This is a genomic window from Brevundimonas sp. CEF1 (assembly GCF_051353055.1).
Classification (GTDB): Bacteria; Pseudomonadota; Alphaproteobacteria; order Caulobacterales; family Caulobacteraceae; genus Brevundimonas.
Genome location: NZ_CP195593.1, coordinates 389,955 through 413,927, shown reverse-complemented (window position 1 = coordinate 413,927; position 23,973 = coordinate 389,955). Strand labels below are relative to the sequence as shown.

The following is a 23,973-nucleotide window of genomic DNA, read 5'->3' as shown; positions in this document are numbered from 1 at the left end:
AGGGATCGACCGCCTCTGACGCTCATGGCGTACCGGACGCACGACAAATTAAACACTGTTCACAATCGATGGCAACCCGGTTGATCAACTCCGCCCCGAGCTTCTCTATGCGACCTTTCCTCCCAGCCGATGCCAGCCGCGTTCCATCGCGGCGGGAACGCCGTTGTCGCCTCTCGTCATGGGATGACTACAGGACTGAGCCGCTCGGCGATCAGGCGGGCGAGGCCGACGCCGTTTGCCCGCCGGTCGCGCGATAGCGGAAATCCCGAAGGATCGCCTCGCCTGTTCCGGCGACATAGGCTCCCACACGCAGACTGAGGAAGCCGCCGAAGACATTGTGATGAAGGCCCGAGACCTCCATCCGCATCTCGTTGCGGGTCCAGGTCGCGCCGTCGTCGTAGGAGTGGAACCAGGTCACCACATTGTCGACGTTTGAAACCTTGAAGCGTATCCGGCGCGCCTCATGCGGCGCCCGCATCCACTGCAACTCTTCGGAAAATTGGAAGGTCTTCAGGGTGCGCGGCGTGAAGCCAACGCCGACGAAGGCCTTGTGATTATAGAACAGCAGCAGCCCCGCCTCCGCGTCGCCGCGCAGTTCTATGGACAGTTCCGCCTCATAGACGGGGTCCCCCACAATGCAGACCAGCGGCGACGAATCGGCCGGCGACGCCCCCTGCCCCTGCAGACAGAGGCCGTCCGGCCCATAGGCGGCGCGATCCCCCACGTCGGCCGCTTCGGCATGGAAGGCCCACTGCACCCCCATGCGGTTCGTCGAGAAGTCATCGCTCAGCGCCGGCGCGGCGGGACCCGCACGACCGCCTCGGGGCTTGGGCAGAGGACGGGACAGATCACCGCCCATGGCCTGGAACCAGCCGTCGGGTGTCCAGACGATCGGCTCCAGCAAGGTCTGACGCCCCAGGGTTCGCCGACCGTTTTCATAGCCGTGATAGACCATCCACCAGTCGCCGCCCGGACCCTCGACCAAGGTGGCGTGGCCGCGCGACCACCACGGCTCGGCCGCGTCGGCCGTGCGCACCAGGGGATTGTGTGGGCAGTCTTCCCACGGGCCGTGGACCGAGCGCGAGCGCGCCGCGATCACCATGTGCCCGGTCGCCGGCCCCGCCGTGCCCCCGACTGCCGTGACCAGATAGAACCAGTCCCCGCGCCGGAGCAGCTTGGGTCCCTCCGGCGCGAAATTCTCCACCACCCAGTCGTCGGGATAGCGCCACGGCGCATAGGCCTGCTCCAGATCCCCATCGGTGGCGAGGCCGTCGTCGGTCAGCCGGATCTTGCGGATGCCGTTGGTGAACAGATAGCGCCGCCCGTCCTCGCCAACCACGTGACCCGGATCATTGCAGTCCTTGACGCCCAGATCGATGGGATCGCTCCAGGGGCCGCGAATGTCGTCGGCCCAGATGACGAAAATGCTCCACCCCTCGTTCGAAGGGTCGGCGGGAATATAGATGAAGTAGCGACCGTCATGCTTGACCAGGTCCACCGCCCAGATGACGCCCAGACGCCTGTGCAGGGCCGGGCCGATCGGCGCCCAGTTCACCAGATCCGTCGAATGCCAGATCACCAGGCCGGGATAGGACAGAAAGGACGAGAAGGTCATGTAGTAGTCGTCGCCATCCTTCAGGATGGTGGGATCGGGATGGTCCCCGGCGACGATCGGGTTCTGGAAGAAGCCGTCGCCCAGATCGGCGATGCGCCGCCCTTCGACGCCCCGCCCCCAGCGGACGGCGGGGAGGCTGGCGGATTGAGCCGCATTTACCGTCGCCGGCGCGAGACCCGACGCCACCGCGCCCGCGAAGGCGCCCTTGAACAGGCTGCGTCGACCCAGACTCATCGCACCGCCCCCTGGCGAGATTCTACCGACGAGGACCGGGCGTCCACTTCGATCAGCACCACGTCCTGTTCGCGCATCGGCACGATCAGGGATGCGCGGCCCTCGGCGTCCGCCTCGACCGCCTGCAACAGGGGCGTGTCGGCGGACAGGGCCTGCAACGCCTCGACCTGGGCGGGGGCGAGGCTGTCCGGCCGCCCCATCTCCAGATAGGCCGTATAGGCGTCATTGGATCTGAAGCCCGTCCGACGAATGCTGACGACATGGCGGCCGGGCGTCAGTCCCGTCACCGAAACATGCAGCGGCGCCGCCTGCGCCGCCGGCCGCACCTGGCGGAAGAAGGGCCGGTTGCTGACGGACTGCTCGGGCAAGACCCAGTGCCAGGCCAGCACCTGGATCGCATCCTGTTTCAGCGTCGCTATGCTCTGGGCGTCGCCCGTATCGAGTTCGCGTTCGCCCAGAGCGTTCAGATATTTGAAGGCGAACCAGGCCGGCTTGCGGATAGCTTGCGGGTTCATCAGGCCGAATCCGCCGTCGAACGGCCGTGTTTGCGGCCCCGGTTCCTCGAACAGATCCGAATAGGCCCAATAGCTCATCCCCTGCGCCAGACCCTCGCTCTGACGCAGCTTGGTCAGGATGTAGGCCGCGCTCAGATAGTCGTCGTGGATCGGGTCGCGCGGATTGTAGCTGCTGCTCCACTCGGTGAAGAACAGCGGCAGGCCCGGACGCGACGAGGCCTCGATCTGCCCGCGCACCTTGCGCACGTCGGCGACTACGGCGTCGGGATCACGCGACAGCCTGTTGTCGCCCTCGCCCTTCTCATCCAGGAAACCGCCTTCGACGCCATAGGTATGGGTGGTGACGAAATCGACCGCCAGGTCATGCTGATCCGCATAGGTCAGGAACTCGGGAACCCAGGCGGCTCCGGCGGTGGCGGGACCGCCCACTCGCAACGCCGGGTCGATCGCCTTGATCGCGCGAACCGTGCGAGCATAGTAATCGAAATAGGCCGCCTGATCAGCCCTTTCCCAGAAGCCGTCCAGGTTCGGCTCGTTCCAGAACTCGAAATACCAGGTCCGCACCTCCTCGATACCGTAGCGCGCGATCAGGTGGCGGGTGAAGGCGTCGACCAGCGCCGTCCACTTCTCTGGTTCGGGGTGAGAAGTATTGCCCTTCCAGTAGAAGAGGGTCTGATCCGAGGTCTTCATGGCGTCGGGCGTGAAGCCCAGTTCGATGAAGGGCTTCAGCCCCATGCCCAGAAGCTGATCATACAGGTAGTCGATCCGGCTCCAGTCATAGACAGGTCGACCGTCCACTTCTCGATAGGTCCCCAGCTCATCGTGAAAGATGTCGTGAAAGCGGATGTAGCGAAAGCCGAGCTCGGCCCGCGCCAGCCGCAGTTGCGCCAGACTGTCGTCGCGGATCAGGACGCCGGGATAGTCGGAGCCGACCGAGAAGGTCGCCATCCGGTCGCGCGGTTTCGTCGGGCCGGCGGCGTCTATGGTGATGGCGCGACGCGCCTCGGCCCCGGCCGGACCGACCATGCCGCCCAGAACGAGCGCGCCGCCCATCGCGCCCATGACCGCTCGCCTCCAGCCTGACTTCGACGACATCGCCCCTCAGGCCCCCCGGTCGGCCATTTGCGAGCGCATCGCCGCGACGAAGGCCTCGGCCGCTTCGGCGACGTCGCGAGCGGATCGTCCCGGTTTGAACAGGGCCGAACCGATGCCGAAGCCGGCGGCGCCCGCGTCCAGCCAGGTCCGAACATTGCCCGGCTCGACCCCGCCGACGGCATAGACGGCGGCCGTCGACGGCAGGACCGCCCGAACCGCGCGCAGTCCCGCCGGGCCCGCCAGCTCCGCCGGAAAGAGCTTGAGCACGTCCGCACCGGCGTCGAGCGCGGCGAAGGCTTCGCTCGGGGTGAAGAAGCCGGGCATGGAGAAGAGGCCCGCGGTCTTGGTTGCGCCGATCACCTCGGCGTTGGTGTTGGGAGAGATGACCAGTTGCCCGCCGGCGTCGGCGACCGCCTTCACCGCCTCCACGTTCAGCACCGTCCCCGCCCCGACGAAGGCGCGCCCCTGCAGGGCGTCGCGCATCCGACGGATGCTGACCAGGGGATCGGGCGAGTTGAGCGGCACCTCCAGACAGGTGAAACCGGCGCCGACCAGGGCTTCGCCGACATCCACCGCCTCGTCCGGCGTCAGACCGCGCAGGATGGCGACCAGAGGCATGGCCGACAGGGCGGCGGAAATAGCTGTGCTCATGGGATCGCCTTCCAGATACGATGCAGGCCCGCCGCCGTCGCGGCTTCCGCCGACGCCAGACCGATGTTTGTGAAGCCCGCCAGCCCCAGGGCGCGGCGATAGCGTTCCGCCAGATGATCCTCGCCGACGACCATGACGCTGCGCCCCCTATGACCGCGTCCGGCGGCGACCTCCGCGCCGATCAGCAGGCCCGACAGATAGTCGGCCGTGGCCTCGTCCCCCAGGGCGCCTGACAGATGTCGAACGCGAACCGAAAACAGATTGGCCGTCACCGCCGGATCGGCCAGGGCCTTGAGCACGCCCTGGTCGAAAGCGGCCTCGTCCTGACCTGGGTCGCCCATGCCCCGTCCCAGCAAGGTGGCGGCGCGGACGGCGGCGAACAGCTCTCCGGTCAGGAAGGTGCGGAAGGCCGTGACGGCGCCGTTTGCGACCTCGATCCACTTGCTGTGGGTGCCCGGCGCGATCAGAAGGCCGCCCTCGCCCGCTCCGAACAGACCCAGCGCCTGGGTCTCCTCGCCGCGCATGACGTCGTCGAGTTCCGGCAGGCGCAGGGCCAGGCCCGGCACGATGCCGATGCGACGGCCCGGTTCAGGCCAGACGACATGCCGCGCCACATCCTCGATCCGGGCGGGACAGGGCAGATAGCCCGCGTCCGTCCAGCCCTGCCGCGCCCCGGCCATGCCGCAGATCAAGACAGGCGCGGCCTCCAGCCAGTCGCCGCCGACCTCGGCCAGAACAGACGGAAAGTCCTCGCTCGACAGGGTTCCGGCGCCGCGCGGATCGACGCGACGATCCTGCACGCGTCCCTCGGCGTCGATCCGTATCACCCGCAATCGAGTGGTGCCCCAGTCGACGCCGATCAGGGCGGTCATGGGGCCGGGCACACCGTGTCGCCCTCATTCGAGCCGAGGCGAATGTCCTCGACCGTCACGCCGAAAGCCGACGCAGTCCGCAGCCCCCAGGGCTGATCGACGGCGGCGATGTCAGCGCCGTGGTCGCGCAGGCAGGACAGGCGGACCTTCAAGGTCCGCCACTCGCCCAGGGGCGCCGCGTTGAAGATGGCGGTGACGTCCACGCGTCCGGTGCCCAGCGTCAGCAGAACCGGGGCCTGCGGACGGCTGTCGATGCGATAGCGGAAGGCCACCGCCATCTCGCCGTTGGACTGCCGCGTCAGGTCCACCGGGCTGGCCGAGATGACGGCGTGGCCGCCCGCGCCGCCGAAGCTCAGGGCGCGGGCCGATTCCTGCCCGGCGCCGTCCGTCGAGCGGACGCTGACGCCGCCACGCGGACTGGAGCCGACGCTCTCGCTCCCCAGGCGGAACTCGCCGCCGTCATCGCGCAGCATCAGCGACCAGGGCGCCACGAAACGCCCGTCGACGAAGTAGCGATCCAGGCTGCTGGTCGACCCGACCACGCCGCTGGCCTCGGACAGGGCGCCGACACGACCGCCCCGCGCATAGGTCAGGCCGTAGCCATAGGCGAACTGCGGATCATAGCCGGGCTGGCCGACGTTCAGCGGCTCGCCCGTCGCGTCCTTGGGCCAGCTGAAGGACAGCGTGCCTGAAAAGTCATGGCGCGGCTTGCCCGCCGCGTCGCCGATCAGGACGTCAGCGACGCCGCCGCCTTCTGTCCCCGGCAGCCATGCAGCCAAGAAGGCGTCAGACGCATTGATCTCGGGATTGGTCCACATCGGCCGTCCTGACAGGAAGACAGACACCGTCGGCACGCCCGCCGCCTTCAGCCGCCTCAAAGTCTCCAGCGGTCCTGTCGGCACGTAGTCCAGCGTGTCCACGTCGCCCTGGAATTCGGCATAGGGGGTCTCGCCGAAGACGACGATGGCCACGTCCGGCTTCTGGGTGAAGGCGCCGTCGAGGCTGAGCACAGCCTGGCCGCCCGCCGCCTTCACCGCCTCGTCGAGGCCGCTCCAGATCGACTGGCCGTTGGGGAAGTCGGCGTTGCTGTTGCCCGTGCCCTGCCAGGTCAGGGTCCAGCCGCCCGAGGCCTGGCCGATGTCATCGGCCTGTCCCGCCACCAGAACCCGCGCCCCGGCCCGGATCGGCAGGACCGCGTTCTCATTCTTCAGCAGGACCAGCGACTTGCGCACGGCCTCTCGCGCCAGCGCCCGATGAGCGGGCGAGCCCAGCGCGTTCAACCGTCCCTCGACCGGACGGGCGTCGTTGAACAGGCCCGTCTTGACCTTGACCCGCAGGATGCGGCGCACCGCCTCGTCCAGACGCGCCATCGGAATCTCGCCCGAACGCGCCTGGGCCAGGGTGTTTTCATAGAGCGGCTTCCAGCTGTCGGGCGCCATCAGCATGTCAATGCCCGCGTTGATCGCCAGGGCGCAGCTCTCGTTCGAGCAACCCGGCAACTGGCCGTGGGCGTTCCAGTCCGAGACGACGAAGCCGTCGAAGCCCAACGGGCCGCGCAGCACGTCATTGAGGATGGTCTCATTGCCGCTGTGCTTGACCCCGTTCCAGCTGGAGAAGCTGGCCATGATCGACAGGACCCCGGCGTCGATGGCCTGGGGGTAGCCGGACAGATGGGTGTCGATCAGTTCGCGTTCCGTCCCGGCGAAGTCGCCCTGATCCTTGCCGCCCGTGGTGCCGCCGTCGGCCAGGAAATGCTTGGCCGAACCGGCGATATGGCCCGCCGTCAGCGGATGATCGGCCGACAGGGCGCCTTGCAGACCCAGGGTCATCGGTCCGGCGTAGCTCTGCGCCACCTCCGGGTTCTCGGCATAGCCTTCATAGGCCCGACCCCAGCGGTCGTCGCGCGGCACGGCCAGCGTCGGGCCGAAGGTCCAGTCGGCCCCGGTGACGGCGACTTCCAGCGCGGTCGCCTGACCAATGCGGCGGATCAGATCGGGATCACGCGCGGCGCCCAGACCAATGTTGTGCGGAAAGATGGTGGCGCCGACGATGTTGTTATGCCCGTGCACGGCGTCGATGCCGTAGATCATCGGGATTCTGGCGCCCGGCCGCTCGGCCGTGGCGCGGCGGAAGGCCTGGGCCAGCTCCACCCACTTCTGCGCCGAAGCGCGCTCGTCGCCGCCCGGCGAGGAATTGCCGCCGGCCAGGATCGAACCCAGGGGATAGCGCAGCAGGTCTTCCGGCTTGATCGAGGCAATGTCCGCCTGAATGGTCTGGCCGACCTTCTCCTCCAGCGTCATCCGGCTCATCAGATCGGTGACGAAGGCCTCGGTCGCGGCATCGGACATGGCGGCAGGCGACGCCGCACGGGGCCACAGGTCGGGGTGGGCGCGGGACGCCTCGGTGACGATGGTCGCTTCAGCCGAGACATGGTTCACGGGCGCGGCACGCGGCGTCGTCGAGGCCGTGGCGGCGCAAGCGCCGGACGACAGCGCCAGACTCAGGGCCAGGGCGGACACGGCGCCGGGGCGTGAAATCAGAAAGCGCGAGGTCATGGGCAGGTCCGTCCGGTCTGTCAGGCCAAGGATAGGACGAAAAGCCCGGCGCGATCAGGACGACCGCGCCGGCAGTTCGCTCAGGATAATGCAAAAGACCAGGGCGCCGACGCCATCACGCCGCGACCATCCGACTGAACCCGAAGTTCGCTCCCGAGACATCGTTGACCGACGCCCTGATTTTTACAGACGCAACTTGATGCACCTGTGACAATCATGTCAACTGCCAACGTTAGCGCTATCAACGAGAGACGTCGCACGTCTCCGGTCCTGGGGAGGAAAGACGGCATGACGGCAGAGATCACCCGCAGAGCCGCCGCAACCCTGACGCTGGCGCTCGGCGCCCTGACGACGGCGCGGGCCGCCAGGGCCGAGGCGACGCCGTACAGCTGGCGCAGCGTCGCGGTGGGCGCGGGCGGCTTCATCCCCGGCATCGTCTTCAGCCCTGTCGAGCGCGGCCTGGCCTACGCCCGCTCCGACATGGGGGGCGCCTATCGCTTCGACGCCGAGCAAAATCAGTGGCGGCCCCTGCAGGACGCCAGCCCGCGCTCGTCCGACTTCGGCGTCGAGAGCATCGCCGCAGACCCTGTGGACGCGGACGTGGTCCACGCCGCTGTCGGCGTCCATCGCGACGATCCCGGCGCCATGCTGCGCTCCAGCGACCGGGGCGAGACCTGGACCCGGACCGAAGTTCCTTTCCGCATGGGCGGCAATGAGGACGGACGCGGGCTGGGCGAGCGCCTGGCCATCGACCCCAACGACAACCGCATCCTCTATTTCGGCTCGCGCCACGACGGCCTGCAGCGCTCGACCGACGGCGGCGTCAGTTGGACCAAGGTCGCATCCTTTCCGCTCAAGGGACTGGGAACCCCGACCGGGCGCGGCACGCACGGCGGCCTCAGCTTCGTCGTTTTCGATCCCCGCAGCGGCGTGCGCGGCCAGGCGTCCCAGACCCTGTTCGTCGGCGTCGCCGATCCGCATGATCACGCCCTCTATCGCTCGGATGATGCGGGACGGACCTGGCGTCCCGTCACGGGCGGGCCGCGATCCGAGCTGTCGGCGGCCAAGGCCGAACTGGACCCGCGCGGCCGGCTCTATGTCACCTGCACCCTGGGCATAGGTCCCAACGGGATCACGGACGGCGCGGTCTGGCGGCTGGATACCCGCACCGATCATTGGACCGACATTTCACCGCCCCGCCCTGACAATGATCGCGCCGGCGGCTTCATGGGGCTGGCGCTGGACAGGACCCGGCCCGGCGTCATCATGGTTTCGAGCATGAACCGCTGGGCGCCGGGCGACACCATCTGGCGCAGCACCGACGACGGCCGTTCCTGGACCAGCCTGCGCGAAGGCTCGCGCCGCGACGTCCGCGCCACCCCCTATCTCTACTGGGGCAATGACGCGCCGGAGTTCGGCTGGTGGATCGCCGCCCTGGCGCTGGACCCATTCGATCCTGATCGATTGATCTATGCGACCGGGGCAACCGTCTATCAGACCCAAAACCTGTCCGCCGCCGACGCCAACCGTCCAACCGACTGGACGCCCTGGGTCGACGGCATCGAACAGACCGCCGTCATCACCCTGACCAGCCCGCCCGAGGGGCCGCGCCTGCTGACGGGCTTCGGCGACATCTCGGGCTTCGCCCACGAGGACCTGACCCGTTCACCGGACCTGCAGTTCACCACGCCGGTCTTCGCCAACACCAATCAGATCGACTATGCGGGCGCGGCCCCCGCCATCGTGGTCCGCAGCGGCACGCCGCACGAGGGCGTCGGCTCCGAGGGACATGACGGCTCGACCCTGGCCTGGTCCGATGACGGGGGACGCCGCTGGAAGCCGCTGGGGCGTCCGCGCCCCGCCTCCGGCGAAACCCCGATCATCGCCGACAATCCGCGCATGGACCTCTATCGCGACGCGCCGATCACGGTCTCCGCCGACGGCGCGACCTTCGTCCTGGCCACGCCCCAGGTGGTCTGGTCGCGCGATCGCGGCCTCAGCTGGAAGCCCTGCGTCGGGCTGCCGCCCCTGCTCCGACCCGTGGCCGATCGCCGGGACGCCCAACTCTTCTACGCCTTCGATTTTCGCACCGGCCAATGGTTCGTCAGCGTGGACGGCGCCGAGAGCTTCGCCCGCGTGCCCTCGCGCGGCCTGCCCGCCGCCAGCGCCGCCGACCGCCCGACCTGGCGCGAACAGGCCTTCCCGCTGAAGGCCACGCCCAGCCACGACGGGGACCTGTGGTATGTGTCGCGCGCGGGTCTCTACAACAGCCGCGACGGGGGGCAGACCTTCGAGCGCGTCGACGGCGACCTGGCGATCGAGATGCTGGACTTCGGCATGGCGCCGTCCGGCCAGACCTATCCCGCCCTGTTCGCCATCGGCACGCGCGACGCGGTGCGTGGCGTCTTCCGTTCCGATGATCGCGGGCGCACCTGGATCAGGGTCAATGACGACCGGCATGAATACGGCCGCCGCTATCGCGCCATCGCCGGCGATCCGCGCCAGTTCGGCCGTGTCTATGTGGCCACCGACGGACGCGGCGTCGTCTATGGAGAACCGGCATGAACCTGTCCCGACGCGGCCTTCTGGGCGCCGGCGCCTCAGCCTCCCTGCTCAGCGGATGCGCCACGACGCCCGGCGGCGCGGCCGGTCCGTTCAAGCCCACATGGGACAGCCTGATCGACGGCTACCGGACGCCTGACTGGTTCCGCGACGCCAAGTTAGGCATCTGGTCCCACTGGGGTCCCCAATGCGTGCCCGAGTTCGGCGACTGGTACGGCCGCCAGATGTATATTCAGGGCAACCCCTTCTACGAGCACCATGTCGCGACCTACGGCCATCCCAGCCGGTTCGGCTTCATGGACTTCATCGACATGTGGAAGGGCGATCAGTGGGACCCCGAGGGTCTGCTGGACCTCTATCAGGCGGCAGGCGCCCGCTACATCATGTCGATGGCGAACCACCACGACAATCTGGACCTGTTCGACAGCACCCATCACGACTGGAACGTGATGCGGGTCGGGCCGAAGCGCGACATCGTCGGCGCCTGGGAGAAGGCGGTGCGGGCGCGCGGCCTTCGCTTCGGCGTCTCCAACCACGCCGCCCACGCCTGGCACTGGTGGCAGACGGCCTATGGCTATGACGCCGAAGGGCCGATGAAAGGGGTCCGCTACGACGCCGCGCGCCTGACCAGAGCGGACGGTGCAGGCAAGTGGTGGGACGGGCTGGACCCGCAGGAGCTCTACACCGGCCCCAGCTTCGCGCCGCCCGACGGCATCGCCTCCATCGCCGAGATGAACGCCTGGCACGACGCCCGCGACGGCCAGTGGATCGAGACCCCGCCTCCGAACAATCCCGCCTTCGTCCGGTCCTGGGTCGCGCGCCAGCGGGACCTGATGACCAAGTATCGGCCGGACATGGTCTATTTCGACAACTATCAGCTGCCGCTGGGCCGCCATGGGCTGGAGGCGACGGCGGAATATTACAACGCCTCGCTCGGCTGGCGCGGCGAACTGCCCGTCGTCAACGGCAAGCGCCTGGACGAGCGCCAGCGCAAGGGGATCACCGAGACGGTCGAGCGCGGCTTCTCTGACAGTCTGCGGGCCGAGCCCTGGCAGACGGACACCTGCATCGGCGACTGGCACTACAACCGCGCCCGTTTCACCGGCCACTCCTACGTCCCCGCCCACAGCGTGCTGCAGCGGCTGGTGGACGTGGTGTCCAAGAACGGCAACCTGCTGCTCAGCATCCCCCAGCGCGGCGATGGCACGATCGACAGCGACGAGCGTCAGATCCTGACCGACATCGCCGCCTGGATGAAGATCAACGGCGAGGCCGTCTTCGACACCCGCCCCTGGCGCATCTATGGCGAGGGGCCGACCGAGGTGCAGGGCGGGATGCACGGCGAGGGCGCGGCGCGCCCCTGGACGGGCCAGGACATCCGCTTCACGACCAAGGGCGACGCCCTCTACGCCTTCGCCCTCGACTGGCCTGAAAGCGCCCAACTCAGCATCCGGTCGCTGCGCGCCGGGGCGGGCGGGCGCGTGGAGCGGATCGACATGTTGGGCGGCGGCGCCCTGTCGTTCCGGCAGACGGACGAGGCCCTGGTCATCGACCTGCCCGCCGCTCGCCCAGTGACGGTCGCGCCCGCCCTGCGACTGCGGGGCGCGGGTCTGGTCTGAGATGTTTCAACAAAGGCGGCGCCTGGGGAGGACACACGCCATGAAGACCACATCCGCCATCGCCCTCGCACTCAGCCTGCTCAGCGGCGCGCCGGCTCTGGCCCAGACGCCGCCGGCGGCGAGCGGCGCGGCCACGGGTGCGACCGAGCGCCCCCTGATCGAGCGGCTGATCAACACGCCCTTCGTGCAGAACTGGAACACCTGGGGCCTCGCCTCGCCGCCGACGCCCCAGCCCGCGCAGGGCGTGACCGGCGGCAAGGCCCTGAGCATCGACGTGCGCCGCGCGGGCGATCCCTGGTCGGTCGGCGCCGTCATGACCAATACCGGTGCCGTCAAGTCCGGCGACGTCCTGTTGCTCGGCGTCTGGGTGCGCGCGGCAGCCTTGCCGGACAATCAGACGCGCACGCACGTCCCCCTGTTGCTGCTGGAGGGCGCAACCGAGCCCAAGCCCGTTCTGGCGCGCGCGACCAACGTCGCCGTGGGGCCGGAATGGACGATGATCTACGCCTCAGGCGTGGCCGAGGCCGACTTCGCCCCCGGCCAGACCAGCATCATCATGCAGATGGGACAGGCGCGGCACAGACTGGAGCTGGGTCCGGCCCTGCTGTTCAACTTCGGTCCCGACTACGACCGGGCGCGCCTGCCCCGCAATCCCGAAGGCTAGGGGATCGGGGCCTCGAACGGGACCGCCGGCAATCCGGTGGGTCCGTAGAGGTTGCACACCGGACTGTCGGCCCAGCAGAAGCGCACCTTGACGTCGGACGGCCTCGCCGAGGCCAGAACGACCACTTCGCCCGACCGAACGGCGTCGACAAAGCGGCAGTCGCCGTTCGCGTCACAGAGTTCGAATCCGATAGGCCGTTGCGCGCCATAGGCCACCAAACGCGTGCCCGGCGCATAGTCTATCTGAACGCCCTCGGCCGTGCGGACCACCGACAGCGGCTGGGGCGACACAGGCTGGAGCTCGCCGTCGAGACGCCGCGCCTCCAGCGCCAGGCGGCGGCCGACCTCCAGCTTGTTGGTCGGGTGGATGTCGTAGCGGTCGCCGATGTCGATGGCGACGGCCAGCCCCGCACGGGGATCGCCCCCGACCACCGCGCGCTGGCTCTCGCGCAAGGCCGCCCAGTAGGAATTCGTCGGCTGCTCGGCCGCCGGACCGAAATTGGCCAACTGCACCACCAGCGCCCCCATGTCGGGGCTCTCGAACCGCCGGCGCCAGTCCGCGAACAGGGCGGGCAGAAGACGGCGATAGCCCGCCGGGTCGCCGATATTGGACTCGCCCTGATACCAGGCCATGCCCTTCAAGCCCCACGGTCCCAGGGGGGCGATCATGCCGTTATAGAGGGTGGTCACGCCGCTGCCGCCGATCCAGGGCGTGCGTGGCGGATTGGGCAGATCGCCCAGCGACGCGGCGATCCGATGACGCCAGCCCGACGACAGGGCTATGCTGTTTCCGTCCGCGAGCCGCAGCCGCTTGTTCTGCGCCGCGCCCCAGGCCCCGCCGCCGCCGTTGGTGTCCAGCACCCCCACCGCGATCAGATTGCGGCCCGGCTTCAACGTTCCCGCAGGAAGCGCATAGACGCGCGGCGTGTCCCAGCCCTGCTGACCGCCGACGTAGCGGCCGTTGACCCAGGTGACGTCCGCGTCATCGACCGGGCCCAGCTCCAGGGTCGCGGCCTGGCGCGCCTGGGCCGCTGTCAGCTCGACCTCCTTGCGCAGCCAGATGATGCCGTCGAAGGTCTGCAAGCCCTCGACCGTGCTCTCCCAGAATCCTTCGGCGGGGATCGGCGCCCAGTCGGCGTCGCGGGTCTGCGGCAGGTTCCAGCCCTGCTGCGTGCCCGGATCATGAGCCGCCCACCAGGCCTGCGTGATCTCGCGCCACTGGGTTTCGCCGCGCTGAGGATCGCGCGCATAGGTCTCAAGGGCTTGCAGCGCCTGATCATGGCCGCCCAGATCGACCAGCGCCTCGCGGCTCAACCAGTCCTCGATGACCGATCCGCCCCAGGAGGCGGCGATCAAACCGATCGGCACGTCGCTCGTGCGGCGCAGATCGCGTCCCATGAAGTAGCAGGCGGCCGAGAAGTCGCGCACGCTGTCCGGGCTGGTCGTGCGCCATTGGCCGACCGCCGCATGTGTATCCGACGGCGCTGGCCGGCTGGAGCGTTCGACGAGGAACAGCCGCATCCGGTCGTCATGGGCGGCGCCGATCTCGCTTTCGGCGTTCGTGGCCTGACGGACCGCGAACTCCATGTTGGACTGACCCGAGCACAGCCAGACGTCGCCGACCATGACGTCGCTGACGGTCTGGGCCGCGCCGCCTTCGACCCGGGCGGTCAGCCTGTGGGGGCCACCGGCGGGCAGCGAGGCCAGATTGGCGCGCCAGACCCCGTCAGCGCCCGCCGTGGCCTCGGCCTTCGTCTCCGCCAGGGCGACGGAGACCCGCGCGCCGGGCGCCGCCCGGCCCCAGACCGCGATGGGGCGGTCACGCTGCACCACCGCATGGTCCTGGAACATGGCGTCCAGCAGGGGCGCGGAGGTCTGGGCCTGAGCCGCTTCGCCGCCGATGGACAGGAAGGCGGCGACGGCGGCGGCGGTGAGCAAGAATGAGCGCATCCGCGCCTCCTGACGGCGTTGGCCCGTCCCGAACCGCCGGGACGGGCGGTCGGTGTTAGCGTCGGATTTCGACCGGCTGGCCCGAGTAGCGGATCGTCTTGGCCGGCGCGGCGTCGAAGTCGCCCACGTCCGCGCCCGGCCCGCTGACGAAGCGCACATGGATCGTGCGATCGCCCGGCATGCCCGGATATGCGCCGGTCCGCGCGCCGATGGTCAGGACGCCCGTCGCGTCGTTCCAGCGCATAGGGATGTTCGAGAACTCGCCGCGCTCGTAGGCGTAGTTCACGCCCTGATCCTCATAGAGCGAGAAGACGCCGTCCGCGCCGGTATAGACGATCAGGGTCAGCGGCCCGTCCAGCTTCTCGGCCGTATACTGGATCGCCGGGCCGGTCGGCAGGATCGAACCCGCGCGGACATAGACCGGGATCTTGTCCACGCCCGCCTCGACCGTGACGGAGCGTCCGCCGCCGAACTTCTGGCCGGTCAGCAGGTCGTACCAGTCGGCGCCTTGCGGGAAATAGACCGAGCGGCTGCGCGCCCTGTAGTCGGTGACCGGCGCGACCAGAAGGGCATGGCCGAATAGGTACTGGTCATTGATGTCGCGCGCCTGCACGTCGTTCGGGAAGTCCATGACCAGGCCGCGCATGATGGTGGCGTCACGGTGATAGACGTCCCCGGCCAGGCTGTAGATGTAGGGCATCAGCCGGTAGCGGGTACGCATCTGCTGGGCATAGGCGTCGTACATCGCCGTGCCCGGCTGGGCCAGATTATAGACCTCCCGCAACGGGAACTCGCCGTGCGAACGGAAGATGGGCGAGAAGGCCCCGAACTGGAACCAGCGCAGGTTCAGCTCGTCCCATTCGGCCTGATCCTCGGGCTTCATGCCGGCGGGATTGGAATAGCGCGCCTCGACCGAGAAGCCGCCGATGTCGTGGGTCCAGTTGGCCAGACCGGACAGGCCGGTGTTCACGCCCGCCGAAATCTGATCGCGCAGATTGTCCCAGCGCGCCACCACGTCGCCCGACCACAGGGTCGAGCCGGTGCGCTGCAGACCGCCCCAGGCCGAGCGGGTCAGGATATAGGTCCGCTGGTCGCCCTGTTCGCGGCGGAAGTTCTTGTAGACGTTCTCGGCGTTGATCAGCGGATAGGAGTTGAAGACATAGGCTCCCGGCCCGATCGCCGTCGGCCCCATGCGCAGGGTCCGCTCGGGGATGTCGAGGTTGGAGTGCATGTCCGGCTCGACCGAATCCAGCCACCAGCCGTCAAAGCCCATGCCCTTGAAGCTATCGGACATCTGCTTCCAGTAGAGGTCGCGCGCGGCCGGCAGATAGGGGTCGTAGAAGCTGTTGGCGTAGCCCGGTCCGACCCAGTCGCGCGCGCCGACATCGACGTTGCGCGTGTACATGCCGCCGATGGCGTCCAACTGCTTGTAGTGATCGGTCGTCGGATAGAATTTCGGCCAGACCGAGATGATGATGTTGGCGTTCATGTCGTGAACGTCCTTGACCATCTGGGTCGGGTCCGGGAAACGCGCCGGGTCGAACTGGTGCGAACCCCAGGCGTTCTCGGGCCAGTAGAACCAGTCCTGCACCACATTGTCGATCGGCAGACCCAGCTCGCGATAGCGACGCACAGTGTCCGTCACCTCGGCCTGGGTATTGTAGCGCTGGCGGCTCTGCCAGAAGCCATAGGCCCAGCGCGGCAGCATGACCGACTTGCCGGTCAGACCGCGATAATTGGCGATGACGCCGTCCAGATCGTCGCCGCCGATATAGTAGTAGTCGATGGCCGTGCCGACTTCCGACGCCAGGCTCAGCGCCCCCTGATCGGCGGCGGGCAGCGGGTCCATGTGGCGCAGCGAGATATAGCCGTCCTCAGGTATCCACTCGATGCGGATCGGCACGCGGACGTCGGCGGCCATCTGAACCTGGAAGTCGTGATCAAAGGGGTTCCAGTTCTGACGCCAGTTGTCCTCGACCAGCTTGCCGTCGACCCAGACCTTCACATAGCCGGACGAATAGAGACGGAACTTGTGCAGGCCGGCGGCCGGCGTTTCCAGCGTGCCCTCCCAGACGACCTTGACGCCCGCCTGTCCCGGCTTGCCCATGTCGCCGGTCTGGACCGGCTGTCCGGGCTGTGACTTGAAGCCCTCGGGCCAGCGCGACCATTCGCGGATGAATTCGTAGTTGACCTCGGTTTCCTGGCGCTGAACCTTCAGTTCGTCGTTCTGGTAATAGCTGGCGGTCAGCCCCCCGAAACGACCGGTGGCGTCGCGGACAATGAACTGGTCGGCGATCATGCCGTAGGGGCGCGGGTCGCCGAAACGGGTGATCGAGTTGTTGTCCCACAGGACGCCGTAGTTGCGGCTGGACACCACCAGAGGAATGCCGACGTCGATATTGTGCTGGGCCAGCTGAACGTCGTGGCCCTTGTGGTTCATCACCCCCTGCTGGTGCTGGCCCAGACCGTAGAAGGCCTCGTCGTCCGGGCTCTCCCAGACCTGGCGCGTGGCGAGGAAGCGGTGATCGCCCTTCTGGTCCTCGACCGTGACGGGGCTCAGTTCGCGGCTGCCCGCGCGCTCCTTCAGAACTTCCTGCCCGTTTTCATCGAGGAAGCGGACCGCCCCGGTGCGACGCGACACCTCGGCCGAGGCTTCAGCCGTTTTCAGCACCACCAGATCGCCGTGCGTCTCGACCTGGAAAGGCGTGGAGGTCGAGGGCTCCGCCGTCACCATCAGGCTGGGCGGCAGGTCCATCGAGGCGTTTTCGGTGGCCGTGACGCGGATGGTTTCGGGGCCATAGACCTCCAGACGCACGCGCCGCGCCGCGCCCTCTGCGGGGGTGACGATGACGCCGGCGGGAATGCGCTCGAAGGCGGCGGCCTCGATGGCGGCGGGCGAGGCCGAGTTCATCGCCGTGGCGCAGGCCCCCAGCGGAGCGGTCATCAGGGCGGCCAGGAACAGGCGGCGGGCGAGGGTCGGAATCATGGCGGGCGCTCGCTTCTTACTCAGGATCAATAGGTGGCGGTGACGACGCGCAGCAGGCGCGGTCGGTCAGTGAAATTCAGGCCGTAGTCGGTCTGGTCGCCGTTCCAGATGCGCTCGAACACCCATTGTCCGGCCTCGTCGAAACGGCCTTCCTCATAGCGGACGACCATGCGGCGCCGACCGTCGCTCGCAGGCTTGGCGGCGAAGTCGATCCGGGCGCGATAGCCGGTGACGATGAACTCGCCGGGGGCGACCTCGGCGATCAGGGCGCCGCCGTTGGGCTTGTCCGTGCCTGGCACGTCCGCCAGCGGCCCCAGCCAGGTCCAGTCAGGCTGACCGAACTGCCAGCGGCGATAGCCGACCGTGGCGGTCCAGTCGCCCAGATCCAGCGTCTGCGAAGCCCGGTCGTCCGGCTCGGCCACGCCCCAGACCTTGCCCGCGAAGGCGGCGCGGGCCCAGACCCTGTGCCACGGCGCGATCAGACGATAGGCGTCGCGGAACGGCGTCAGCGCCTTCTCGTCCACCACGGGCGCGCCGAGCGGATAGTTGGAATAGCCGGTGTAATCGATCCCGAACGGCGAGAAGCCGATCCCGCCCCGTCCCAGCACGGAGAAGAGATAGCGGGCGTAGGGGGTGTCATTGCCGGTCTCGGCGACGAACAGGGCGTTGTCCGGCCGGGCGTAACGATCCAGATGCCCCTCATAGGTGTGCGAGTCGCGATTGTAGATGTCGGGGCTGAGCATGGCGATCGACGGCGCCGCCGCCTTCCAGACGTCGAACACCGGCCAGACCGGACCGCCCGAGGCGTAGTTGGTCGGCGCGGTGCGCTCATGCGGGTCCGGCAGGGCCGCATTGACGTACATGGGCAGCGGATACTCGCGCGCGCCCGCTTCGGCGACCGTGTTGACGTAGGCGGCGATCGACCAGGCGTGGAAGAATTCTTCGGCCTCCTCGCCGAACACCGCCGACCAGTTGCCCTGCGCCTTGCCGGTGCGGTCCAGCAGGGCTTGCGGCACGGGCCCGTCGAAGGCGGCCTGGGCGGCGGGCGAATAGTCCCGCACCGACCCGTAGGTGCCGACCTCGTTTTCAGGCTGGGCCATGATGACAGTGCGCTGGCGCTCATCGACCTGACGAATGTGCTTCATCAGGGCGGCGAAGGCCCGCGCATCGGCGGCCAGCGTCTCCTGGCCATAGGGCGACATGGCGTAGGATTCCGCTCCGTCCTTCTGGATCAGGTGCGGGAAACGCGCGGGGTTCAGCTTGACCCAGGCGGGGGCGTATTTCGGCGAGGTGTTCTTCCAGGTGGCGAACCACAGGATGACCAGGCGCACGTCGTTGCGACGCGCCTCCTCGATCAGATGGTCGACGAAGGAGAAGTCGAACCGCCCCTCCTCCGGCTCGATCTGCTCCCAGGCGATGGGGACCTGAACCGTATTGGCGCCGACATAGCGCACCGCCGGCCAGGCTTCGGCCAGGGGCGCGGGATAGTTGGTGGAGTTGTTGACCTGAGCGGCCAGCATGGTGAAGGGCGCGCCATCGACCATCAGGGCGTGACGCCCGTTCTGCTCGACCAGTTGCGGGATGGGCGACTGCGCCGTCGCAGCCCCCGCCGAAAGAACCAGGGCCGCGGCCAGAACCCCGCCCAGACCGGATACAAACAGCTTCATCGGCGTCTCTCCCCAACGTCGACTACAGAAAACAAACGGGGCGTCGGCGGACCGGCGCCCCGTCTTGCTCGCCCCGGATCAGAACCGGGCGCGCAGCACCACGGCGACGCGACGGTCGGTGTCGACCCAGCTGTAACGCGGCATGCGATCGCCGTAACCCACGCGCAGGATGGTGCGCTCCTGCGTCAGGTTGGTCGCCTGCACGCCCAGTTTCACGCGATCATTGACCGTGAAGAAGACCGAACCGTCCAACTGGCCGTAGTCTTCCGACCAGACCGGGGCGTTGATGTTCGCCGCAGAGGTGGTCAGCAGGTATTTCTCGCGCCAGTTCCAGGCCAGGCGAGCCGAGATGCGGCCGCGCTCATACAGGCCGGCCAGGTTGTAGCTGGTCGGCGACATCCCCTCGAGCGGCAGGTCCAGATTGCCGCCGCCGGCGTTCTGGTTCGGATCGAAGACGTTGACCGCCGTGTTCCGGCCGCCGTCGCTGTCGATGTAGGTATAGTTGGCCTGCACCCCGAAGCCCGCGAACGGACCGGGCAGGAAGTCGAAGAACTGCTGGTAGGCGATCTCGAAGCCCTGAACCGTGCCTTCTTCGCCGTTCATCTGACGGGTCACGTCGAAGTCCAGCGTCACGCCGTTGTTGGTGAAGCTCTCGCGGCTGACGCCCGAATAGATGTAGTCCTTGATCTTCTTGCGGAAGACGGCGGCGGTCAGGCTGCCCTGCGGCGCGAAATACCACTCCAGGCTGGCGTCGAACTGATCGGCCATGATCGGCTTCAGGTTCGGATTGCCGCCGGTGCCGGTGTAGCCCGCGGTCGGATTGGGCGTGTAGCCGTCCGGGCCGAAGTTCACCGCCAGGGTCGTATAGGGCTGCATCTGGTTGAAGTCCGGCCGCACCATGGCGCGCGAGGCCGCGAAGCGCAGTTGCAGGTCGTCGCGCAGATGCAAACGCACGTTCAGGCTGGGCAGGGCCTCGGTGTAGTCGTTGGAGGTGTCGACGCCCTGGATCACTCCGCCTTGCGAGAAGGCCAGGGCCTGATTGAAGGCGGCGCAGGCCGTCGCGTCCGGCCCCGGACAGACGGGGCTGGACAGGCTGGGCAGTTGCACCCGCGCCTGGGTCGAGGCTTCCGTCTTCACCACGCGCACGCCGATATTGCCGTCAACTGGCCAGGGCAGGAGCGTGTCGCTGCCGAACCGGATGTGGGTATAGATGGCGTGGGTCTTCTCGTCCTGCTCGGTCACGCCGGCGGTCGGGTTGTCGCCGCCCGGATTGAAGTTGGCGAAATCGGTCGAAACCGGCGACCAGCCCCAGCCCTGACCTTGCGGCCACGGACGGCCCGTGATGGCCGAGAACAGGCTGTTGGCGTATTCGCGCCCCTGGTTCACGGTCGAGGCGGTCGGCAGCCAGAAGCCGCCCGGCGCCGCGATGTCTCCGCGGAAGAAGTTGTCGAACGCGTAGAACTCGGTATGCGACGGCAGGGCCGCGTTCAGCGTGCCGTCGTTCAGATAGACCGCCGGATAGCTGAAGACGCCGCCATTGTTGTTGGCCATGCCCCAGTACTGGGCGGACAGGATGCTCCAGTTCCAGTTGGTCTGGCGCGTCGTGAAGGTCTTGTCCGTGCCGCGATAGCCGACGCTGACGCTGCGAATGAAACCGTCATTGTCGAAGTTGTAGGTGGCGTCGCCGCGCCAGGCGAGCGAGTCGCCCTCATTGTCCTCGACGTGGTCCATGGCGTAACCCCAATAATAGTCCTGGGGTCGGTTCAGGTCGCCGCCGGTGATGTTCAGCGACGGCGACGATCCGCCGATGTTCACGATGGCGCTGAGGGGATCGGTGTTCAGCATCGAACGCTGCGTGCCGACGGTCAGGCTCATCAGCTCGGCCGTGGACTTCACATACTGGATGTCGCCGCTGAACTCCCAGTTGCCCGGCGTGTAGCGAACGTTCAGCGAGTAGTCGCCGGTCGTCTTGTGGTCTTCGCCGTAACGAATGTTGCCGTCATAGGTGATGCCTTCCAGCGAGCCCAGATCGCCGACAGCCGCCCCGGTCGGATAGCAACCCCAGCCGCCCGCATGCACGCCGGTCATGGTGCCGCCGGTCAGGACGCCGTTGTCGTAGATCAGGCCGGTGCTGGGGCACAGGGTCGTGCCGTCCTGCAGACCGGCGACGCGTTCGATATTGGTCGGGTCAGCCTTGCTGTAGAAACCCTGGGCCGTGAAGGTCAGATCTTCGGTCGGACGCCACTGGACCGCCAGGGCGTAGGCCGTGCGCTCCTGCTCCCAGCGCCCGTCGCGCCAGCCCAGATACTTGGGCTGATAGACGGTGTCGCCCTCCAGCGTCGTGACGGGATCGAAGCGGTCGGTCGTGATCGAGTTGGTGCGATTGCCGACATTGGACAGGCTGAAGTTGGCCAGCAGGCCGATCTCGCCGATCTTGGTCTGCCAGCGATCCGAGAAGATGGCGCTGCCCGACCAGTAGCCTTCCTCGATCAGGTCGCCGTAGTTGTAGTCGGCCGAAATCGCGGCCAGACGACCCGACTGGTCGAACGGCAGACGGGTCTTCAGATTGACCGTGCCGCCGATGCCGCCCTCGATCTGATTGGCCGCCGGGTTCTTGAACACGTCCACGCCGGCCAGCAGGTCGGCCGAGATGTCTTCGAACGAGAGGCCCCGGCCGTTGCGCGCCGAGAAGATGTCGCGCCCATTGGTTTCCGAGCGCACCCATGACAGGCCGCGAATGAAGACGCCGCCGCCTTCGGCCGCCAGACGGGCCGGGTCGCGCGCCTCGTTGGTGCGCTGAAGGGTGATGCCGGAAATGCGTTGCAGCGCCTCCGACACCGAACGATCCGGCAGGGCGCCGATGTCCACCGCCGTGATCGAGTCGACGATGACTTCCGAATTCTGCTTGATGGCCTGGGCCGAACGGAGCTGGGCGCGGATGCCCGTCACGACGACTTCGTCGACCGTGGTCGCGCCGTCGGACGGCTGGGTTTGAGCTTCCTGGGCCAGGGAGAGCGTCGGCGTCAAAGCCGCCACCGCCACCATGGACGCCCCGCACAACAGGGCCACACGACGCGCGCGATTATATCGAGACACCAGTCTCTTTCCTTCCTGCTGGTCGCACCCGGCGCTTAAGCGTCCGTGGAACGACATCCCTCCCTATGTGACCCTCCCACACTCCGGAGACGCGGCTCACATTTCAAGGATGCACAAAGTTTCACGCGTTGAAAAGCGATTTTTGATAGCGCTATCATTTGCGTTAAGGATTTCCGCGAGGTCCACGGTCCGCGAAACTTGATCCGCCTTCCGAAAAAGTAAGGGGCGTCGCTGCTGCCAGCGACGCCCCTAGCCTCCGCCCTCAGGCCCGGGCCGAGATCACCACCAGATCGAATAGACCGCGATCAGGACGATGATCACGCCGACGGCGGCGATATTGAAGCCCAGGGATGTCCTGTAGCTGACGCCGTCCAGTCTGATCTTCAACGTGCCGGGCTTGGGCGGAACCAGCAGCGACACCACCACCGCCGCGATCAGGGCGACGACGAAGACCAGCCCCACCCGGTTCATGAACGGCAGGGTGAACAGATCCATCCGATCCAGTTGCCACAGCAGACCCGACAGGGCGACGCCGCCCACGGCCGCGGTCAGAGCCCCGGCCTCCGACGCCCGCTTCCAGAACAGGCCCAGGATGAAGATGACCACGATCGACGGGGTGAAGAAGCCGGTGAAATCTTGAATGAACTGGAAGGCCTGGCTGAAGCCGCCCAGCAGGGGTCGCGCCGTCAGGATGCCGATGATCACGGCGCCCACCGCGGCCAGACGCCCCACGGCCACCAGATGGGTCTCGGACGCACCGGGCCTCACCTTGGCGTAGAGATCCAGGGTGAAGATGGTCGAGATCGAGTTCACCTTGGACGCCAGCGAGGCGATGATGGCCGCGATCAGGGCGGCGAAGACCAGCCCCTTCAGACCGACCGGCAGCAGGTTCATCATCGTCGGATAGGCCTGATCCGGCGCGGTCAGGTTCGGCGCCAGAACCAGAGCCGCCATGCCCGGCAGGACCACGATGACCGGCATCAGCAGCTTCAAATAGGCGGCGAAGGCGATGCCCTTCTGGGCCTCGGCGACCGACCTGGCCGCCAGGGCGCGCTGGATGATGTATTGGTTGAAGCCCCAGTAGCTGATGTTCATCACCCACAGCCCGCCCAGCAGGACGGCGATGCCCGGCAGTTCCTGATAGTGAGGATTGTCCTTCGACAGGATCATGTCGAACTTCTCGGGGAACTGGGTCAGCAGGGTCTGGAAGCCGGCCACGGCCCCGCCGTCGCCGCCGATGGTCGACAGGGCGATGAAGCCGATGATCAGGCCGCCGCAGACCAGCAGCGCCACCTGGACAATGTCCGTCAGCGCGACCGCCTTCAGCCCGCCCCACAACTGATAGGCCAGGGCGAAGACGCCGATGGCGACGATCGCGTAGTCCTGATTGAAGCCCGTGACCGTATTCACCGCGATCGACCCCAGCCACAGGATGGAGGTCACATTGACGAAGACGTAGAGCAGCAGCCAGAAGACCGCCATGACGTTGCGGATCGTCGGCCCATACCTTTGCTGCAGGAACTGCGGCATGGTGACGATGTCGTTGCGCAGGAAGATGGGCAGGAAGAACTTGCCCACGATCAGCAGGGTCAGCGCCGCCATCCACTCATAGGAGGCGATGCCCAGACCGATCACATAGCCCGACCCGCTCATGCCGATGATCTGCTCGGCCGAAATATTGGCGGCGATCAGCGAGGCGCCGATGGCCCACCACGGCAGGCTCTTGGACGCCATGAAATAGTCGGTGGAGGTCTTGCGTCCCCCGCCCTTGTCTCGAGAGACCCACTGGGCCAGACCGAAGATGGCGATTCCATAGATCGCCAGAATGACCAGATCGACCGTCGCAAGCGACATGAAGCGCTCCCTCCCCCTGCCCCTCCACGGGCTTTGACC

The 23,973-nt window shown here is 67.6% G+C and carries 12 protein-coding genes and 2 pseudogenes; 3 read left to right on the top strand and 11 right to left on the bottom strand.

From position 1 onward, the window contains the following. Positions 1 to 211 precede the first annotated feature (211 nt). Genes ACR9FL_RS02045 through ACR9FL_RS02025 form a run of 5 tightly spaced genes read right to left on the bottom strand, consistent with a single transcriptional unit; the run spans position 212 to position 7,537 of the window. On the bottom strand, positions 212 to 1,849 hold the full coding sequence (locus tag ACR9FL_RS02045) for a family 43 glycosylhydrolase (protein WP_436356903.1): 1,638 nt from the start codon (positions 1,847 to 1,849) through the stop codon (positions 212 to 214). Then, positions 1,846 to 3,426: a GH39 family glycosyl hydrolase gene (locus ACR9FL_RS02040; RefSeq protein WP_436356902.1), complete on the bottom strand. Its 1,581-nt coding sequence runs from the start codon at positions 3,424 to 3,426 to the stop codon at positions 1,846 to 1,848. Before ACR9FL_RS02040 ends, ACR9FL_RS02045 begins: the two co-directional genes overlap by 4 nt. A 39-nt stretch (positions 3,427 to 3,465) precedes the next feature. Next, positions 3,466 to 4,110 carry a 2-dehydro-3-deoxy-6-phosphogalactonate aldolase gene (locus ACR9FL_RS02035; protein WP_436356901.1) on the bottom strand — a complete coding sequence of 215 codons (645 nt, stop codon included), beginning with the start codon at positions 4,108 to 4,110 and terminating at the stop codon, positions 3,466 to 3,468. Continuing rightward, entirely contained in the window at positions 4,107 to 4,982 is an 876-nt protein-coding gene (locus ACR9FL_RS02030) for a 2-dehydro-3-deoxygalactonokinase (RefSeq protein WP_436356900.1), read from the bottom strand. The genes ACR9FL_RS02035 and ACR9FL_RS02030 overlap by 4 nt, the downstream gene beginning before the upstream one ends. Next, positions 4,979 to 7,537, bottom strand: a complete 2,559-nt coding sequence (locus ACR9FL_RS02025; RefSeq protein WP_436356899.1) for a glycoside hydrolase family 3 protein — start codon at positions 7,535 to 7,537, stop codon at positions 4,979 to 4,981. The genes ACR9FL_RS02030 and ACR9FL_RS02025 overlap by 4 nt, the downstream gene beginning before the upstream one ends. Before the next feature lie 288 nt (positions 7,538 to 7,825). Between ACR9FL_RS02025 and ACR9FL_RS02020 the strand changes: the two genes are divergently transcribed. The 3 genes from ACR9FL_RS02020 to ACR9FL_RS02010 are packed head-to-tail and all read left to right on the top strand — an operon-like array spanning position 7,826 to position 12,382. Then, a complete protein-coding gene (locus ACR9FL_RS02020) occupies positions 7,826 to 10,102 on the top strand; it encodes a WD40/YVTN/BNR-like repeat-containing protein (protein WP_436356898.1) in 2,277 nt (758 codons plus the stop codon). Further along, positions 10,099 to 11,718, top strand: coding sequence for an alpha-L-fucosidase (locus ACR9FL_RS02015; protein ID WP_436356897.1), 1,620 nt, complete (start codon positions 10,099 to 10,101; stop codon positions 11,716 to 11,718). Before ACR9FL_RS02020 ends, ACR9FL_RS02015 begins: the two co-directional genes overlap by 4 nt. Positions 11,719 to 11,758: 40 nt before the next feature. Further along, positions 11,759 to 12,382, top strand: coding sequence for a hypothetical protein (locus ACR9FL_RS02010; RefSeq protein WP_436356896.1), 624 nt, complete (start codon positions 11,759 to 11,761; stop codon positions 12,380 to 12,382). On the opposite strand, the pseudogene ACR9FL_RS02005 reads toward ACR9FL_RS02010, so the two are convergent. The 6 genes and pseudogenes from ACR9FL_RS02005 to ACR9FL_RS01980 form a co-directional block, all read right to left on the bottom strand. Beyond that, a pseudogene (locus ACR9FL_RS02005) lies at positions 12,379 to 13,005 on the bottom strand (sialate O-acetylesterase); the annotation flags it as partial. The gene ACR9FL_RS02010 and the pseudogene ACR9FL_RS02005 overlap by 4 nt on opposite strands. 741 nt (positions 13,006 to 13,746) lie before the next feature. Then, positions 13,747 to 13,968: pseudogene (locus ACR9FL_RS02000) on the bottom strand (sialate O-acetylesterase); the annotation flags it as partial. A 418-nt stretch (positions 13,969 to 14,386) separates the two neighbouring features. Continuing rightward, on the bottom strand, positions 14,387 to 17,317 hold the full coding sequence (locus ACR9FL_RS01995) for a glycoside hydrolase family 31 protein (RefSeq protein WP_296175174.1): 2,931 nt from the start codon (positions 17,315 to 17,317) through the stop codon (positions 14,387 to 14,389). Between the two features lie 26 nt (positions 17,318 to 17,343). Continuing rightward, positions 17,344 to 18,984, bottom strand: coding sequence for a DUF5597 domain-containing protein (locus tag ACR9FL_RS01990; RefSeq protein WP_296175173.1), 1,641 nt, complete (start codon positions 18,982 to 18,984; stop codon positions 17,344 to 17,346). Between the two features lie 78 nt (positions 18,985 to 19,062). Beyond that, positions 19,063 to 22,080 (bottom strand): TonB-dependent receptor, encoded by a 3,018-nt coding sequence (locus tag ACR9FL_RS01985; RefSeq protein WP_296175171.1) that lies wholly within the window; start codon positions 22,078 to 22,080, stop codon positions 19,063 to 19,065. Positions 22,081 to 22,359: 279 nt separating this feature from the next. Beyond that, positions 22,360 to 23,934: a sodium/sugar symporter gene (locus tag ACR9FL_RS01980; protein ID WP_296175169.1), complete on the bottom strand. Its 1,575-nt coding sequence runs from the start codon at positions 23,932 to 23,934 to the stop codon at positions 22,360 to 22,362. Positions 23,935 to 23,973: the final 39 nt, after the last annotated feature.

Coding starts and splice junctions, on each gene's coding strand:
- ACR9FL_RS01980 (WP_296175169.1), bottom strand. CDS start 23,934: ATGTCGCTTGCGACGGTCGATCTGGTCATTCTGGCGATCTATGGAATC.
- ACR9FL_RS02045 (WP_436356903.1), bottom strand. CDS start 1,849: ATGAGTCTGGGTCGACGCAGCCTGTTCAAGGGCGCCTTCGCGGGCGCG.
- ACR9FL_RS02015 (WP_436356897.1), top strand. CDS start 10,099: ATGAACCTGTCCCGACGCGGCCTTCTGGGCGCCGGCGCCTCAGCCTCC.
- ACR9FL_RS02020 (WP_436356898.1), top strand. CDS start 7,826: ATGACGGCAGAGATCACCCGCAGAGCCGCCGCAACCCTGACGCTGGCG.
- ACR9FL_RS02040 (WP_436356902.1), bottom strand. CDS start 3,426: ATGGGCGCGATGGGCGGCGCGCTCGTTCTGGGCGGCATGGTCGGTCCG.
- ACR9FL_RS02025 (WP_436356899.1), bottom strand. CDS start 7,537: ATGACCTCGCGCTTTCTGATTTCACGCCCCGGCGCCGTGTCCGCCCTG.
- ACR9FL_RS02035 (WP_436356901.1), bottom strand. CDS start 4,110: ATGAGCACAGCTATTTCCGCCGCCCTGTCGGCCATGCCTCTGGTCGCC.
- ACR9FL_RS02010 (WP_436356896.1), top strand. CDS start 11,759: ATGAAGACCACATCCGCCATCGCCCTCGCACTCAGCCTGCTCAGCGGC.
- ACR9FL_RS02030 (WP_436356900.1), bottom strand. CDS start 4,982: ATGACCGCCCTGATCGGCGTCGACTGGGGCACCACTCGATTGCGGGTG.
- ACR9FL_RS01990 (WP_296175173.1), bottom strand. CDS start 18,984: ATGAAGCTGTTTGTATCCGGTCTGGGCGGGGTTCTGGCCGCGGCCCTG.
- ACR9FL_RS01995 (WP_296175174.1), bottom strand. CDS start 17,317: ATGATTCCGACCCTCGCCCGCCGCCTGTTCCTGGCCGCCCTGATGACC.